This window comes from Streptomyces sp. NPDC000878, assembly GCF_053599695.1.
The window spans coordinates 57,365-73,867 of sequence record NZ_JBSFMT010000008.1 but is presented as its reverse complement, the minus strand read 5'-3'; the positions used below and the strand labels follow the sequence as shown (position 1 = coordinate 73,867).

The 16,503-nt window shown below is 69.9% G+C and carries 13 protein-coding genes; 8 read left to right on the top strand and 5 right to left on the bottom strand.

Translation table 11 applies throughout. The features are described from left to right. Nucleotides 1-177: 177 nt before the first annotated feature. Entirely contained in the window at nucleotides 178-1,221 is a 1,044-nt protein-coding gene (locus tag ACWDR4_RS10165; RefSeq protein WP_450406357.1) for a lysylphosphatidylglycerol synthase transmembrane domain-containing protein, read from the bottom strand. Between the two features lie 264 nt (nucleotides 1,222-1,485). Next, entirely contained in the window at nucleotides 1,486-2,229 is a 744-nt protein-coding gene (locus tag ACWDR4_RS10160) for a Mut7-C RNAse domain-containing protein (protein WP_450406355.1), read from the bottom strand. Between the two features lie 101 nt (nucleotides 2,230-2,330). Between ACWDR4_RS10160 and ACWDR4_RS10155 the strand changes: the two genes are divergently transcribed. The 7 genes from ACWDR4_RS10155 to ACWDR4_RS10125 all read left to right on the top strand — a co-directional run bounded on the left by ACWDR4_RS10155 (nucleotide 2,331) and on the right by ACWDR4_RS10125 (nucleotide 11,876). Then, the gene (locus tag ACWDR4_RS10155; protein WP_450406353.1) at nucleotides 2,331-3,893 is read left to right on the top strand and encodes a serine/threonine-protein kinase; all 1,563 of its coding nucleotides are present in this window, start codon (nucleotides 2,331-2,333) and stop codon (nucleotides 3,891-3,893) included. 90 nt (nucleotides 3,894-3,983) lie between these two features. Then, nucleotides 3,984-6,881 carry a SpoIIE family protein phosphatase gene (locus ACWDR4_RS10150; RefSeq protein ID WP_450406350.1) on the top strand — a complete coding sequence of 966 codons (2,898 nt, stop codon included), beginning with the start codon at nucleotides 3,984-3,986 and terminating at the stop codon, nucleotides 6,879-6,881. Between the two features lie 347 nt (nucleotides 6,882-7,228). Beyond that, a complete protein-coding gene (locus ACWDR4_RS10145) occupies nucleotides 7,229-8,368 on the top strand; it encodes an LLM class flavin-dependent oxidoreductase (protein ID WP_450406349.1) in 1,140 nt (379 codons plus the stop codon). Next, nucleotides 8,365-8,883: a GNAT family N-acetyltransferase gene (locus tag ACWDR4_RS10140; protein ID WP_450406347.1), complete on the top strand. Its 519-nt coding sequence runs from the start codon at nucleotides 8,365-8,367 to the stop codon at nucleotides 8,881-8,883. Before ACWDR4_RS10145 ends, ACWDR4_RS10140 begins: the two co-directional genes overlap by 4 nt. 152 nt (nucleotides 8,884-9,035) lie before the next feature. Continuing rightward, entirely contained in the window at nucleotides 9,036-10,043 is a 1,008-nt protein-coding gene (locus ACWDR4_RS10135) for an amino acid ABC transporter permease (RefSeq protein WP_450406344.1), read from the top strand. After that, on the top strand, nucleotides 10,040-10,831 hold the full coding sequence (locus ACWDR4_RS10130) for an amino acid ABC transporter ATP-binding protein (RefSeq protein WP_450406341.1): 792 nt from the start codon (nucleotides 10,040-10,042) through the stop codon (nucleotides 10,829-10,831). The genes ACWDR4_RS10135 and ACWDR4_RS10130 overlap by 4 nt, the downstream gene beginning before the upstream one ends. 55 nt (nucleotides 10,832-10,886) lie before the next feature. Further along, the gene (locus ACWDR4_RS10125) at nucleotides 10,887-11,876 is read left to right on the top strand and encodes an ABC transporter substrate-binding protein (protein ID WP_450406338.1); all 990 of its coding nucleotides are present in this window, start codon (nucleotides 10,887-10,889) and stop codon (nucleotides 11,874-11,876) included. Nucleotides 11,877-11,924: 48 nt separating this feature from the next. Here the strand turns inward: ACWDR4_RS10125 and ACWDR4_RS10120 are convergent, their stop codons facing one another. The 3 genes from ACWDR4_RS10120 to ACWDR4_RS10110 are packed head-to-tail and all read right to left on the bottom strand — an operon-like array spanning nucleotide 11,925 to nucleotide 15,078. Further along, nucleotides 11,925-12,854, bottom strand: coding sequence for a carbohydrate ABC transporter permease (locus tag ACWDR4_RS10120; RefSeq protein WP_450406335.1), 930 nt, complete (start codon nucleotides 12,852-12,854; stop codon nucleotides 11,925-11,927). Continuing rightward, nucleotides 12,854-13,738 (bottom strand): carbohydrate ABC transporter permease, encoded by an 885-nt coding sequence (locus ACWDR4_RS10115; RefSeq protein WP_450406333.1) that lies wholly within the window; start codon nucleotides 13,736-13,738, stop codon nucleotides 12,854-12,856. Before ACWDR4_RS10115 ends, ACWDR4_RS10120 begins: the two co-directional genes overlap by 1 nt. Before the next feature lie 11 nt (nucleotides 13,739-13,749). Next, nucleotides 13,750-15,078: an ABC transporter substrate-binding protein gene (locus ACWDR4_RS10110; RefSeq protein WP_450406329.1), complete on the bottom strand. Its 1,329-nt coding sequence runs from the start codon at nucleotides 15,076-15,078 to the stop codon at nucleotides 13,750-13,752. 323 nt (nucleotides 15,079-15,401) lie between these two features. Between ACWDR4_RS10110 and ACWDR4_RS10105 the strand changes: the two genes are divergently transcribed. After that, complete coding sequence (locus ACWDR4_RS10105) at nucleotides 15,402-16,424, top strand: hydroxyacid dehydrogenase (protein WP_450406328.1); 1,023 nt, start codon at nucleotides 15,402-15,404, stop codon at nucleotides 16,422-16,424. Nucleotides 16,425-16,503 lie beyond the last annotated feature (79 nt).

Here is a 16,503-nt window from a genome sequence, read left to right as displayed (position 1 = left end):
GGTCCGCCCTCCTGGCGGGTCACCGCACTGGGGTGCTGCACCGCACCGGGCGCCACAACAGCCGGATGGGCCACGGCACCCGGGTCGGTCAGAGCACCCCGGCGGGGCACCGCACCGGGCGCGTCACCGCACCTGGGTGGGACACGAAACCGGGGTGCGCCACCGCACCCCGCCGCCTCACAACACCTTGTTGCGCACCAGCAGCGTCAGCACAAGTGCCCCCGGCAGCAGTGGCAGCCAGACAGTCAGGACGCGGAATCCGACGACGGTCGCGGCGGCCAGGGAGAGTGGGGCGCCCAGCGCGGCCAGTGTGAAGACCAGAGCCGCGTCGACCGGGCCGATCCCGGCCGGCGCGGGGACGGCGCCGACCGCGGCGCTCGCGGCGAGGTAGGCGAAGAGCACGTCCGGCCAGGCGATCGGCAGCCCCAGTGAGGCTCCGACGCAGGCCAGCACCGCCGCCTGGCACAGGGAGAAGCCCGCGGCCCCGCCCCAGAGCGCGGCGACCCGGACGGGCCTGGTGTGCAGCCGCCGTGCGTCGGTCAGGGCGGTGCGCAGACCGTCGAGCAGGGGGCGCCGCAGCGGACGTACGAAGGTCAGGATCAGGGTCACGGCGACCACGGCTGCGACTACGCCCCCGGCGATGGGCAGCAGCGTTCCGCTGTCCGGTAGGAGGTCGGTGGCGCCCAGCGACGTCGGGAAGGTGGCCAGCAGCGCGAGGATCACCAGGAGCTTCGCTACCGGTTTGACCAGCGAGTACAGGGCCAGGGACGCCGTGGCGCGGGTCAGTGGGATGCCGCGGCCGGTGAGGAAACGCAGGGTGACTGCGTGGGCGCCCAGGCCGGCCGGCAGGACGTTGTTGGCGGCGCCCGCGGCGAACTGCGAGGCCAGCAGCAGCCCGGGCGGCAGCCGCTCCGGGATCGCCCCCTGCCGGGCGAAGGCGGCGGAGACCCAGCACAGGAACGTGAACGCGGCCCCGATCGCCAGCCACCCGGGGTCGGCGGTGGTGAGCTGGCGGGCCCCGTCGTGCAGCACCCGCCAGTTGTCGGCCGCCCACACCCCGATGAGCAGGAGCGGCAGCAGACAGAGCACCCGGCGGGCGTGCCGGGCGGCGGGGAACCGCGGGGGTCGGGCAGCGGTGGGGGAGTGGTCCGTGGCGTCCTGGGGAGGGAGCGGGACCGTTGAGGTGGGCGGGGCTATGGGGACTATCGGCAATGAGGACACAGCGCGCGTCGTCCTTCCGCGTGGCGCCCACGCGGAACGGGGCGAACGGGGGGAAATGAAGAGCGAAGCAAGCGGGACGGCAGGAGCGTGCCCAGTCCGCGTGACGGGGTGGTGTCCAGGAGCAGAAGGGGTGAGGGCGGACGGGCGACACAAAAGATGCCTGCATCTTTATTTACGGAGTCTCCCCCCGTCGTCACCGATCGACGCCTCAATCGTGAGCCGTCTCACACGGACGCCGCCACGCCCGGCGACGTCAGCGCGTGCTCACACCGGCAGCCCCGCCGCCCCGCCGAACTCCCGCACCGCCCCCTCGACGATCGCCTCCAACCGCGCGTGGTGCGCGCCCCGCCAGTACAGACGCTCACAGTCCACGCACTGCGCGAACACGTCGTACGTCCGCCGCGTCCCGTCCTCCAGCCGCTCCCCGACCGTCTCCTTGTCGGCCTGCTCCAGCCGTCCGTTGCAGGCGGTGCACCGGCTCCAGGGGACGAGTGCGGGCGCGAACCGGTCCAGCACGTCCCGGAGTTGGTCGTCCGGACGGTCGCTGTAGACGTACGCGCCCGCCCACAGCTCCCGGCGCCGCAGCAGACCCCGGTCCCGGGACAGCAGCACGCGCCGCTCCGCCGCCGACAGCGCGGCCAGCGCCGGATCGCCGATGTCCTCGCTCTCGTACGCCGCGTCGACGCCGAGCAGCCGCAGCCGGCGGGCGAGCGTGCCCAGGTGCACGTCGAGCAGGAATCGGAGCGGCGCTCCCGGGACCCGCTGCGGTCGGACGACGGCGGCGACCTCCACCGTCTCGCCCGCGACCGGCACATGGGACACCGGCATTTCCCGGCCGTCGACCAGCAGCCGCCCGGCCTCGGTGAGCGGCACGCCCAGCGACTCCACCACGTGCCCGAGCGAGGACGACCCGTCGGTGACCACGGTCGTACGCCCCGCACGCCGCTCGGCCGGGACGAAAAGCCGCAGCTCAGGGGCGAAACTGATCACGATCTCCGGTCTGCTCACCCGATCAGCATGTCATCGACCCGGCCGGGAGCGCCCGGGACTTTCCGGTGCACTACTCTCATCGCTCTCAACACGCCTCGCTGGTGGGGGAGTACGGCAGCATGCAGTTCGAACGTACGGGCGTGCCCGGTTACGAGGTCGTCGAGGTCCTCGGGCAGGGCGGGTTCGCCACCGTGTACCGGGCCCGCCAACTGGCCGTCGGCCGCGAGGTCGCCCTCAAGATGGACAGCCGCGTCCTGGCCACCGACCGCGACCGGCAGCGCTTCCTGCGCGAGGTCACGGCGGCCGGTCAGCTGTCCGGCCACCCGCACGTGGTGGCGGTCTACGACGCCGGTGTGCTCGACAACGGCCGCCCGTACATGGTCCTGGAGCTGTGCCCCGGCGGTTCGCTCGGCGACCGCCTCCACCAAACGGGCCCGCTCCCGGCCGCCGAGGCCCGGGACATCGGCGTACGCATCGCCGACGCGCTGGCCGCGGCCCACGCCGGCGGCGTCCTGCACCGCGACATCAAGCCCGGCAACATCATGATCGACCGGTACGGCAATGTCGGCCTCGCCGACTTCGGGCTGGCCGCGATGCCCCGCCCCGGGCAGGAACTGTCGGTCACCCGGGAGGCGTTGACGCCCGCGTTCGCCCCGCCGGAGGCGTTCCGGCTGGCCGAGCCCACGCCCGCCGGGGACGTCTACTCCCTCGCCGCCACGATCTACGCCCTCGTCCACGGCAGGCCCCCGCACTTCCCGGCGGAGGGCAGCCTCGGTATCGCCGAGGTCATCGTCCGGCACACCTGGCCCCTGCCGGACCTCCCCGGAGTGAGCCCACGCCTCACCGAGGTACTCCGCCACGCCATGGCCCCGGACCCGGCCGACCGTCTCCCGAGCGCGGCGGCGCTGCGGGACGCGCTGGCCGCCGTAGACCTGGTGGAGGATGCCCCGGGCCCCCGCACCCCCACCTTCGCTCCCACCCTCGCCTTCACCCCCACGCGCACCTCTGCCCCCACGGTCCCGCAGCCCGCCGCCCCGCCCACCGTCCCGGAGTCCGCTTCCGCCGCGCGCAAGAAGAAGGGGCGGCTGCGGGTGTCCGTCGTGGCCGTGGGGGTGGTCGTCGTCGGTACGGGCGGGACGGTGGCGTACCAGTACCTGCCGCCGTCGACCTCCGAGGCGTCCACTGCCGGACCCTCCGCCTCCGCCTCCGGTACGGGCGGGGCGAGCGCGTCGGCCCAGGCAGCGAACGCCGGATTCGGTGTACCGACGACGACCGAGGACTGCCCGGCGGCCGGTGTCGAGGGACTGGGAGGCCGCTGCACCACGACCGCCGAATGCTGGAGCGGCATGGTCGTCGACGTCGGCATCGTCAGCGTGAACCGCTCCGACTGTCTGGTGTCGCACCTGTGGGAGACCTTCGCGATAGCCCCGCTCCCGTCCGACGGGATGACCAACAACCAGAAGGAACTGATCAAGCACCCCGACGTACGCGAACTCTGCTCCCGCAAGGTCCTCGCCGAGTCCAGGCAGGCGGACGGGCTCAAGATCGACTCCTCCCGCTGGACCATCGACGTACTCCCGCCCACGGCGACCCAGTACGCCGACGGACTGCGCGTCATGCGCTGCGTGGCCACGGTCACCGGGGAGGAGTCGACGGGGGCGTACTTCCGGCCTCGGGCGTGAGGAGTCGGGAGCCGGGCGTGAGGCTTGATCCCGCTGTGATCCGTACCACAAGGAGGTTGCGAGGACTACAGTGGAGAACGGCTGAGGGAAGTGATCCCGTTGTCCGTCGCCTGGGACGCCATCGGTGGGTTGGTAGACGCCCATGAGCGGTTCCTGGCGGGTGCGCGGGTCGATTCCGATGTCCGGGACCCGGTGCTCGACTCGTGGAAGCGGTGCCGGTACGCGGGGGTCGAACCGGACCGGCTGCTGATCCCGTACGCCCCCGACCTGGCGCTCGACCACCTGTTCCTGCATGCTGCCGAGCCCGTCCTCCAGCGTCTCACCTCATCGCTCGCCGAGCTGAACACGACCGTCGCGCTCTGCGACGCGCAGGCCAGGATGGTCGAGCGCTACGGCGGCGACCGCAAGCTCCGCGACCGCCTCGACGGCGTCAGCTTCGCCCCCGGTTTCGACGCCTCCGAACGGGCCGCGGGGACGAACGGTGTCGGCACCGCCCTCGCCGGGCGCAGCCCCGTCTATGTCGCCGGCCGTGAGCACTTCGCCGACTGTCTGCAACCGTTCGCCTGCGCGGGCGCCCCGATCCGCAACCCGCTGAGCGGCCGTATCGAGGCCGTCCTCGACCTGACCTCGCTGCACGACGACGGCGACCCCGCGATGATGCGGCTCGTCCGGGAAGCCGTCCGCGACATCGAGACGCGGCTGCTGGAACAGGCCACGGAGCGGGAGCGGGCGCTCCTCACCGCGTACCGCCGGGCCGACCACGGCACGCATGGCACGCACGGCATTCACGGGCTGCACGGCACGCGCGGTACGCAGGCGAGCGAATGGCCGCCTCAGCTCCACGATCCGTCCCAGCCCTACGATCCGTCCCAGCTCCACGATCCGTCCGAGCCCCATGACCCGTCCCAGGCCCAGTCGCTCCACCTGACCGCGAACCAAGGAGCCGTCCCCGACGGCGTCGTCCTCGGCCCGATCGACCTGGCGGTCCTGCGCGAGAAGGCCGAAGCCCTGATCGCTGCCCCGCACCGCACCCTCGACGAGGTCGTGCTGTCCGGCGGCCGTACCGCCACGCTCCTGCGCCGCCAGGTCGAGGGTGCGGCGGGCGAGACGGGAGTGGTCGTCGAGGCCCGGGTCCTCGGCGGCCCGCGCCTGCGCCACACCCCGGCCGTGGATGTCCCGCCCGTGCCGCAGCCGGCCCGAAAGCCCCCCGTCGTCCTGCGCGCGGTCCCCGATGCGCCCCCGGCGCCGGAACCCACCGACACCGACGCATGGCTGCTCCTTGTCGGCGAACCCGGCGTCGGGCGGCTCGCCGTACTGGCCCGCCGACGGCTGGAGCTGCTGCACGACGCCGGCGTCCGGATCGGCACCACCCTGGACGTCACCCGCACCGCCGAGGAACTCACGCAGGTCGCCGTCCCCCGCTTCGCCGACTTCGCCGCCGTCGACCTGCCCGACTCCGTGCTGCGGGGCGAGGAACCGGGGCACCTCGGCGCGGACATCCCGCTGCGCCGGGTCGCGCTGGGCGCCGTGCACGACGAATCCTGGCTGTACGGGGTCGGCGACGAGGTCCGGTACGTCGCCTCCACACCCCAGGCCCGCGCCCTGGAGAGCCGCAAGCCCGTCCTCGAACCGACGCTGACCGTCGACGGCGGCTGGATCGCGCAGGATCCGGTGCGGGGCGAGCGGGTGCTCCGGGCGGGCATCCACTCCCTCATCACCATGCCGCTGCGCGCCCGCGGCACGACGCTCGGCTCGGTCTGCTTCTACCGCTCCGAACGGCCCGAGCCCTTCGAGAACGACGACCTGTCCCTGGCCCAGGAACTCGCCGGACGCGCGGCGATCTGCGTCGACAACGCCCGCCGCTACACCCGCGAACGCAACACCGCGCTCGCCCTCCAGCGCAGTCTGCTGCCCCGGGGCCGGTCCCAGCAGAACGCCGTCGAGGTCGCCTACCGCTATCTGCCCGCGCAGGCCGGGGTCGGCGGAGACTGGTTCGACGTCATCCCGCTGTCCGGCGCGCGTGTCGCGCTGGTCGTCGGCGACGTCGTCGGGCACGGGCTGCACGCCGCCGCGACGATGGGCCGGCTGCGCACCGCCGTGCACAACTTCTGCGCGCTGGACCTGGCCCCCGACGAACTCCTCACCCACCTCGACGACTTGGTCGGCCGACTGGACCGGGGCGAGGGCTGGGCCGTCGAGAACACCCACCAGGACTCGGGCATCATCGGCGCGACCTGCCTCTACGCCGTCTACGACCCGGTGTCCCGGCGCTGCACCCTCACCCGCGCCGGGCACCCGGTCCCCGCGGTCGTCGGCCCCGACGGCACCGTGGACTTCGTCGACCTGCCGCCGGGACCGCCGCTCGGGCTCGGCGGGACACCGTTCGAGACGGTCGATCTCGAACTGGCCGAGGGCAGCCAACTGGTGCTCTACACCGACGGGTTGATCGAGGACCGGCTCCGGGACATCGACGTCGGCCTGGACCGGCTCCGTACCGTCCTGGCCTGCGTCGGCCGGGCACCGGAGGACACCTGCGAGGCCGTCCTCGACGCCCTGCTGCCCGCCCGGCCGAGCGACGACGTGGCCCTGCTGGTCGCCCGTACCCACGCGCTGGGTCCTGACCAGGTCGCCCAGTGGCCGGTGCCGCGCGACCCGGCGTTCGTGTCCCACGCCCGCGCGGCCGTCATCGACCAGCTCACCGCCTGGGGCCTGGACGAACTGGCCTTCACCACCGAACTCGTGGCCAGCGAACTGATCACCAACGCCCTCCGCCACGCCACCGGCCCGGTCCACCTCCGGCTGCTTCGCGACCGCGCGCTGATCTGCGAGGTCTTCGACGGCAGCAGCACCTCACCGCGACTGCGCCGCGCCCGCACCGAGGACGAGGGCGGCCGGGGCCTGTTCCTCGTCGCCCAGCTCACCGAACGCTGGGGCACCCGCTACACGGCCGACGGCAAAATCATCTGGACCGAACAGCCCCTGCCGTGACCCGTCCCAAGATCTGGTCCAGTTGTCCGGCATCCGGGCAGTGGTTGACGGATGGCGAGCCGTACTGCTCAATTGTCCGCATGGATGCCCAGCAGCAGCGCTTGGTTACGCGCGGCCACATCGACCTCTGTCGAGTGTGCTCCGCCGCGTGTCGCGCCTGACTCGGCAGTGGGCCGTCTGACCGGCCTCCTCTCTCCTCTTCTTCCTTCGCTCTCCTTCGTTCCCGTGTGTCTCCCCCTTTCCTGACGCGTCGTCAAGTGCGGCCGTACGCAGGGCTGTTCCGTTCTGCCCGTGTGCGGGGCCCGCCTGCGTCGACGTCTCCGGGGGACCCGAGAAAGGCCGTTCCCATGCCCGTGGAATTCCTTGGCATCGCCGCGACCAACGACGGCTCCGAGACCACCCCGCGCTCCGGCGCCGCCTTCGACAGGGACTACACGCTCCGGCTCGCCCGGGCGCACGAGGACCACGGCTGGGACCGGGTGCTGTTCGCCTACGGCTCCGGGTCGCCGGATCCCGCGCCCGCCGCCGCGTACATCGCGAGCAAGCTGGACCGCCTCCAGATCCTGCTCGCCCACCGTCCCAACGTCTCCTACCCGACCTTCGCCGCCAAGACGTTCGCCACCCTCGACCAGATCAGCGAGGGCCGGCTGACCGTCCACTTCATCACCGGCGGCAACGACCAGGAGCAGGGCCGCGAGGGCGACACCCTCACCAAGGACGAGCGGTACGCGCGCACCCGGGAGTACATCCGGATCGTCAAGAAGATCTGGACCACCCACGAGTCCTTCGACCACGAGGGCGACCACTACCGCTTCCACGACTTCGTCAGCGATGTCTTCCCGGTCCAACAGCCGCGCCCGAACGTCTCGTTCGGCGGCTCCTCACCCGCCGCGTACGAGGCCGGGGGCGCCGAGGCCGACATCTACTGCCTCTGGGGCGAGCCCCTGGAGAAGACCGCCGAGCAGATCGAGGCCGTGAAGGCCGCCGCCAAGGCAGCGGGCCGCACCGACGTCCCCCGCATCCAGGTGGCCTTCCGCCCGATCATCGCCCCGACCGAGGAACTGGCCTGGGAGAAGGCCCACCGCACGGTCGGCACGATCAACGCCCGCAAGGAGCGGGGCGAGTCGATCAGCAAGCGCCACAACGGCGATGCCCAGCCCCAGAATTCGGGCTCGCAGCGCCTGATCGCCATAGCCGAGGCCGGCGAACGCTACGACCGAGCCCTGTGGACCCCGACCGCCGCAGCCACCGGAGGCGCGGGCAACTCCAACGCCCTGGTCGGCACCCCCGAGACCGTGGCCCGGGCCCTCCTCGACTACTACGACCTCGGCGTCGACATCCTCTCCGCCCGCGGCTACGACCTGCTGGGCGACGCCATCGACTTCGGCCGCCACGTCATCCCGATCGTCCGCGAGGAGGTCGCCAAGCGCGACGCGGAACGAGCGGCACGGGGTACGCGGGTACTGGCACCGGCGGTGAACGGATGACGTCCGTCGCACAACCGCAGCTGTCGGCAAGCAACTTGACGATAGGTCAGGTCACTGTGGCGGACCCCCTAGTAGCCCCACTCCTGCGCGAACTCGGCGACGAGTACTCCACCCGCTACGGCAAGGACGCCCACGCCGAACTGGCCCGCTACCCCGACGAGGAGTTCACGGCAGCGTACGGCGGAGTCCTGCTCCTCCTCCTGGAGCGCGGCGAGCCGGTAGCAGGCGGCGCATTCCGCAGATACGACACGAACACGGCGGAGCTGAAACGCATCTGGACGCACTCCGCCCACCGCCGCCGAGGCCTGGCCCGCAGGGTAGTGGAGGAACTGGAACACGAGGCAAGCACCCGCGGCTACCACCGCATCTACCTCACGACAGGCCCCCGCCAGCCCGAGGCCCGAGCCCTCTACCTGACGACCGGCTACACCCCCCTCTTCGACACAAGAGCCGACCCGGAAACGATCGGCAAACTCCCCTTCGAAAAACACCTGCCGGCACGCCTGGCTCCCTGAGCCCACCGGATGAGGGTGCGCGCGAGCGCCCCGATAGGGGCGCGGGGAACTGCGCGACAAGCCCCCACGGGCCCGCAGCCAACAACCAAGCCCCAACCACCCCTCACCCCTCGACCTTCACCTCACCTTCAACCCCGGACAGGAACCCCACCATGGGCCTCACCACCGACTCCGCAGCACCACCCGGGGACACCGAGACCTCGTCAACCTCGCCCCGTCCGGAGGACCCCGCCTCTCTAAAAGTCATCCCCGTACGCCACTACGCCCGCTGGGCAGCAGCAGCCGCAGTGATCGTCCTGGCCGCCCAGTTCACACACGGCCTGATCACCAACCCCGTCTGGGAATGGAACGTCTTCGCCGACTACGTACTCTCCGAGACAATCGTCCAGGCAGTCGGCGTGACCCTCCAACTCACCGCCTACGCAACGGTGTTGGGCTTCCTCCTAGGCGCCGTACTCGCCTTCATGCGGCTGTCGCGGAGCCCAGTGCTCCAAACCGTCGCCTGGACCTACATCTGGATCTTCCGGTCGATCCCGATGATCGTCCAGCTGGTGTTCTGGTTCAACCTCGGTGCGCTGTACGAGAGGTTGGGCGTCGGCATCCCCTTCGGCCCGGTGTTCTGGTCCGTCGACAGCAACACCCTGATCGGCACGATCGGCGCCGCCATCATCGGACTGACGCTGCACCAGGCCGCGTACGCCGCAGAGATCGTCCGGGGCGGGGTCATCGCGGTCGACCAGGGCCAGCTGGAGGCCGCCGCCGCGCTGGGCATCCCCCGGCTGCGGCAGATCCGGCGGATCGTGCTCCCGCAGGCCATGCGCGCCATCCTCCCCACGGCCGGCAACGAGATCGTCGGCCTGCTCAAGGGCACCTCGGTGGTGTACGTGATGGCGATCGGCGAACTCTTCTACCAGGTCCAGGTGATCTACGGCCGCAACGGCCGGGTGATCCCGCTGCTGCTCGTCGCGACCGCCTGGTACGTCGTACTGACCTCCCTGCTCACGGTCGCCCAGTACTACGTGGAGCGCCGCTACGCCCGGGGCGCCAACCGCACCCCGCCGCCCACCCCGCTCCAACGCGTACGGCGCTTCGTACGCGACCTGCGCACCGCGGCGGCCCAGCGCACCCAGCCCGTCGTATCCGCAGGAGGCAGTCGATGAGTGAGGTGAGCCAGGCGAGCCAGGTGAACGACGTGATGGTGGACGTCCGGGGTGTCCACAAGAGCTTCGGCCCGCTGGAGGTGCTGCGCGGCGTCGACCTCCAGGTCAGGGCCGGTGAGGTCACCGTGATCCTCGGCCCGTCCGGCTCGGGCAAGTCCACCCTGCTGCGCACGATCAACCACCTGGAGAAGGTCAACCAGGGCTGGATCAGCATCGACGGCGAGCTGATCGGCTACCGCCGCTCCGGCGACAAGCTGCACGAGCTGCGCGAGAAGGACGTACTGAAGCAGCGCACCCACATCGGGTTCGTCTTCCAGAACTTCAACCTCTTCCCGCACCTCACCGTGCTGGAGAACCTCGTCGAGGCACCCGTCTCCGCGCTGCGCCGCCCGCGCAAGGAGGCCGTCGCCACGGCCGAACGACTCCTCGAACGGGTCGGTCTGACGGACAAGAAGGCCGCCTATCCACGGCAGTTGTCCGGCGGCCAGCAGCAGCGCGTCGCCATCGCCCGCGCACTCGCCCTCGAACCCAAGGTGCTCCTCTTCGACGAGCCCACCTCGGCCCTCGACCCGGAACTGGTCGGTGAAGTCCTCGACGTCATCAAGGACTTGGCCAGCACCGGCACCACCATGATCGTCGTGACCCACGAGATCGGCTTCGCCCGCGAGGTCGCCGACACCGTGGTGTTCATGGACGGCGGACTCGTCGTCGAACAGGGCACGCCCACAGCGGTCCTGGACGCCCCGCAGCACGAAAGAACGCGCGCGTTCCTCTCCAAGGTCCTCTGACCACCCTTACCCGGTATCCGGAATACGCCGAATATCCCATCCAGGGAGTACGACCGTGACCAACACCCTCGCCCGCCGATCCACCGCAGCCGCCCTGGGCCTCGTCTCCGCACTGGTCCTCGCCGCCTGCTCGAACCCCTCGGACGGCGGGACCACCGAGGTCGCGGCCACGAAGGGCGCAGGCAGCGGCACGAAGATCAACCTGAGCCCCGACCAGAACCGTGTCACCACCGAGAAGGTCGACTCCATAGCCGCCGAACTCCCGGCGAAGACAAGGGAGAGAGGGACCCTGGAGATCGTCTACTCCTCAGGCAGCGCGGCGCCGTTGGGCTTCTACGCCACCGACAACAAGACCCGGATCGGCGTCGAGTCCGACCTCGCCTACCTCGTCTCCGAAGTGCTCGGCCTCAAGCCGGACTTCAACACCGTCTCCTGGGAGAACATCTTCGTCGGCCTCGACAGCGCCAAGTACGACGTCGGCTTCAGCAACATCACCGTCACCGAAGAGCGCAAGGAGAAGTACGACTTCGCCACCTACCGCGAGGACAACCTCGGCTTCGAGGCGAAGAAGGGCAGCGGTCTGAACATCACCGGGCCCAAGGACGTGGCGGGCAAGACCATCGCCGTGGGCAGCGGCACCAACCAGGAGAAGCTGCTCATCGAGTGGAGCAAGGAGGACGAGAAGGCCGGCCTCAAGCCGGTGGACATCAAGTACTACCAGAATGACAGCGACACCTACCTTGCCCTCCAGTCCGGCCGTATCGACCTCTACCTCGGCCCCAACCCGACCGCCGCCTACCACGCGGCCGTCTCCGGGAAGACAGAGGTCGTGGGCACCTACTCCGGCGCCGGTTCCACCCTCCAGGGCCTGATCGCGGCCACCACCAAGAAGGACAGCGGCCTGGTCAAGGCGCTGGCCGGCGCGATCGACGAGATCATCGAGAACGGCACGTACGGCAAGGTGCTGGAGCGCTGGGGCCTGTCCGACGAGGCCGTGACCAAGTCGGAGATCAACCCGCCGGGCCTGCCGAAGACGAACAAGTAGAGGAACGCGTAGACAGATGTGGCGGCCTCAAGTGACCCTCGACCAGGCTCACTTGAGGGCCCCCATGGTGACACCGGTACGCCAGTACCGACGCATCGCCACCATCATGATCGCCATCGGGACGATGGAGAGCAGCGCACCGGTCAGGACCAGGCTCGTGAGGTCGACGCCGGACTCCGCACGCTTCCCGGACCAGTTGTACAGGCCCAGGTTGAGCGTCCAGTTCTCCTCACCGCGCAGGACGGTCAGGGGCAGGAAGAAGGCGTTCCAGGTGTTCACGAACGCCAGCAGGAAGACGGTCGCGCCGCCCGTCGTCATCATCCGCAGCACGATGCTGAAGAAGATGCGCAGCTCGCCGGCGCCGTCGATCCGCGCCGCCTCCAGGAGTTCGAAGGGGATCGTCGCCTCGACGTACACCTTGGCGAGATACACGCTGAACGGGTTGATCAGGCAGGGGATCAGCATCGCCCACGGGGTGTCGACCAGCCCGATCTCCGAGAACAGCAGATACAGCGGCAGCGTGAGCAGCGCGATCGGGATCAGGAACGAGCCCACCACGGCCGCGAACACCGCACCGCGCCCGGGGAAGTCGAAGCGGGCCAGGCCGTAGCCGGTCGCGAGGGCGATCAGCGTGCCGCCGAGGGAGCCGACACCGGCGTACAGGAACGAGTTGGCCGTCCAGCGAAGGAAGATGCCGTCCTCGTAGGTGAACACCTGCTGCAGGTTGTCCCAGAGGTGCCAGCCGGAGAACCACAGGCCATTGGACTGGTAGAGGCCCGTACGGTCCTTGGTGGCGGCGATGATCAGCCAGTACACCGGGAACAGGCTGTACGCGCTGGCCAGTACAAGACCGACCAGCACGAACCGCTGACCGCCACGCGAACGCGCCCTGGGATCAGGCCGGTTGAGGCGCCGGGCCGAAGGAGCCGGAGACCCCTTAGAGGAGTCGGCGGTAGTGGTCGTCGCGGTGGTGGCCATCAGTCGGTCTCCTTCGAGGTCAGCCGGTAGAAGAGGAAGGAGGCGACGCCGAGGATGAGGGCGAGCAGGACCGACAGGGCGGCGGCGTAGTGGTAGTTGCCGGCGTTGAACGCCTGGTTGTAGATGATCATGATGGGCGTGAAGCTGTCGTCGACCGTCTGCGGGGTGATGTTCCGGAACAGCGCGGGCTCGTTGAAGATCTGCAGCATCTGGATGATCGAGAGCATGCCCGTCAGCACCAACGCCCCCCGTACGAACGGGATCTTGATGCTCGTCGCGATCCGCCACTCGGTCGCGCCGTCCAACCGCGCGGCCTCGAACAGCTCACGCGGGACACCTTGCAGCGCCGCGTAGATGATCACCATGTTGTAGCCGATGCCGTGCCAGGTCAGCAGGTTGCCGATGGACGGCCACACCATCGACGGCGCGAAGAAGTTCCAGTCGAACCCGAACAGGTCGCCGAGCGGGGTGAGCGGGCCGACGTCCGGGCTGTAGAGGTTGATCCAGACGAGCGCGGCGACCACACCCGGGATCATGTACGGAACCAGCAGCATGACCCGGAACCGGCCGGCCGCCTTGGCCGTGAGCGCGTCCAGGAACAGCGCCAGCACCAGGCTGATCACCAGCATGACCGGGATCTGCACGAAGGCGAACAGCACCACCCGCAGCACGGAACCCATGAACTTCGGGTCCGTCAGGCCCTGTTGGTAGTTGTCGAGGCCGGAGAACTCGTCGGTGGTGCCGCCCAGGCCAAGCCCGGAGGACTGCGAGCGATACAGCGACTGGTAGACGGCGTACCCGATCGGCAGCAGATAGAGGAAGACGAAGCCGAGCTGGAAGGGCACCGTGAAGGCGGCGCCCTTCCAGCGCAGTGAGCGAATCATCGGGATGTGCCTCAGCCCTTGACGTTGATACCGCGGGACTTCAGATCCTTGACCGTCCACTCCTGCATGTGCGCGAGGAGTTCGGTGACCGTCTGCTTCTTGCCGACCACCTGGCCCCACTGGCTCTGCAGTTCGGAGAACATCGCGGTCCAGTCGGGGCCGAAGGTCCAGTCGGTGGTCACGGTCGACAGGCTGTCCTTCACGATCTGCTGCGCCGGCTGGTAGTTGGAGCCGAGCAGCTTCTCGGAGATCGCCTCGGGGACGTAGGAGTCGCTGTCGGCCAGCGCCGGCATCACCCCGCTGCCGGTCTCCGGGCTCGCCATGGTCTTGACGGCGCCGGTGTCGGTCGACATCCACAACGCGGCCTCGGCAGCCTGCTGTTGGTGCTCGCACTGCTTCGACACCAGGGTCAGATTGCCGCTCTGGTTGGTCCCGGCCGGAGTCTTCGCGGCCTCGCCCTTGTACGTCGGCCACGGCGCGAGCGCCCACTTGCCGAAGGAGTCGGTGAAGTTCTGCACCATCCCGGACATCTGCCAGGTGGAGATCTGCCGGGTCGCGGTGCCGCCCTTGTCGAAGTTGCGTTGCACGGCCGCGTAGTCGGCGAAGGACAGCTTCGAGTTGAGGTCGTTGTCGATGACGTCCTGGATCACCTTCGCGGCCTTGAGGCTGCCCGCGTCCTGGAAGTCCACCTTCCAGGCGTCGCCGTCGATGGCGTACCAGTGGGCGCCCGCCTGCATGGCCAGCACCTCCAGGGTGCTGGGGTCCTCACCGGCGTAGTTGGTGATCTTGATGCCGTGCTTCTTCAGCACCTTGCCCGCCGCGATGAAGTCGTCCCAGGTCGCCGGGGCCTTGAGGCCGTACTTCGCGAAGATGTCCGTACGGTAGATCGTGAACGCCGGTGCGGAGGCGGTCGGTACGCCGTAGACCTTGCCCTGGACCTGGCCGACGGCCCACGAGCCCGGGTTGAACTTGTCCTTGCTCGACTCCACGTACTTGGTGATGTCGGCCAGCGCGCCCTGCGCGACCCAACTCGTCACGTACTCACCGGTGTTCTGCAGCAGACAGGGCGCGTTCTCGGCCTTCACCGCGTTGCTCAGCTGCTTCTGCATCGTCAACTGGTCGGTCACCTTGGTGTACTTCAGCTGGACGTCCTTGTGCGAGGCGTTGAACGCCTTGACGACCGCCTCCTGGCCGTTGGCCCAGCCCCAGAAGTCGAGGGTGACCGGTCCGGAGGACCCCGAGGCGTCGTCACCTGAACCGGACCCGCCGCAGGCGGAGACGGTGAGCGCGAGGGCGCAGGCGACTCCGGCGAGGGCGGGGCGCCTGAATCTGACGGACATGAGCGTGCTCCTTAGGTAGCACCAGGTATCGCCGGGTGTCGCCGCGAGGCCAGGGATGTAACCGTTTGCCGTGCTGGACGGTAGGCCCGCGTATGGCCGAGAAGCAAGAGGTCGTCCGATTTCTGTTTCACGCACCTTGCCGACGGGTTACGAATTAGCATGGATGACCTGGGGTTTCCTCTTCCATGCCAGTTCTGGAGAGCGGCGGTCGCGTGATCGCATCTCCCTCGGGGGCATTGACCGACCCGGAGAACCGGTCCTAGCTTGGAATACGTTTACATCCCGCACCCGTGGTGCGTGTCCCGCCCCGAACCTGGAGTCCCATGCCCGCCGTGCCCGCACCACGTCTCCCGGTCGCCCTGTTCGCGATGGACCCGGTGCACCTGCCCGAACTCTTCCCGCCCGACCTGATGGAACGGCTGCGGGAGCTGGTGCGGATTGATCCGGCGCTGGTCGTCCAGGACTTCGCCGACCCGGGTGCCGCCGCCGCGCTGGCCGAGGCCGAGGTGCTGATCACCGGCTGGGGCTGCCCGCACATCGGCGCCGACGCCCTGGCCGCCGCACCCCGGCTGCACACCGTCCTGCACGCCGCGGGCAGCGTCCGCAGCCTGCTCGGCGACGCGGTCTGGGAGCGCGGGCTCACCGTCTCCAGCGCGGTACAGGCCAACGCGCTCCCGGTGGCCGAGTACACCCTGGCCGCCGTACTCCTCGCCGGAAAAGACGCGTTCGGCCTGCGCGAACGCTTCCGCCGCGAGCGTGTCTACCCGGGCCCTGCCGACTACGCGCGGGTGGGCAACCTCGGCCGGCGGGTCGGCGTGATCGGGGCCTCGCGGGTGGGCCGCCGGGTACTGGAACTGCTGCGCCCGTTCGAACTGACGGCGACGCTGTACGACCCCTACGTGGACGCCGACGAGGCCCGGTCGCTGGGCGCGGTCTCCCTGTCCCTGGAGGAGTTGCTGCGCACCAGCGACATAGTGACCCTGCACGCCCCGGACATCCCGGAGACGTACCGCATGCTCGACCGCGAACGCCTCGCGCTGATCCCGGACGGGGGCGTCCTGATCAACACGTCCCGGGGCGCCCTGGTGGACCACGACGCGCTCACGGGGGAGTTGGTCTCCGGGCGGCTGGGCGCTGTGCTCGATGTCACCGAACCGGAGCCGCTGCCCGCGGACTCCCCCCTGTACGACCTGCCGAACGTGTTCCTGACCCCCCACATCGCGGGTTCGCTGGGCAACGAACTCGCGCGTCTCGGGCGGACGGTGGTGGACGAACTGGAGCTTCTCGGCGCGGGGGTGCCGCTGGGGCATCGGGTGCGGCAGACCGATCTGGCGAGGAGCGCGTAGGCGGGAGCAGGAGTGGGAGTGAGAGGTAATCGTTTTCATGAGGAGGGGAGGGAGTTGCTGCACAGCCACCGGTCGGCAC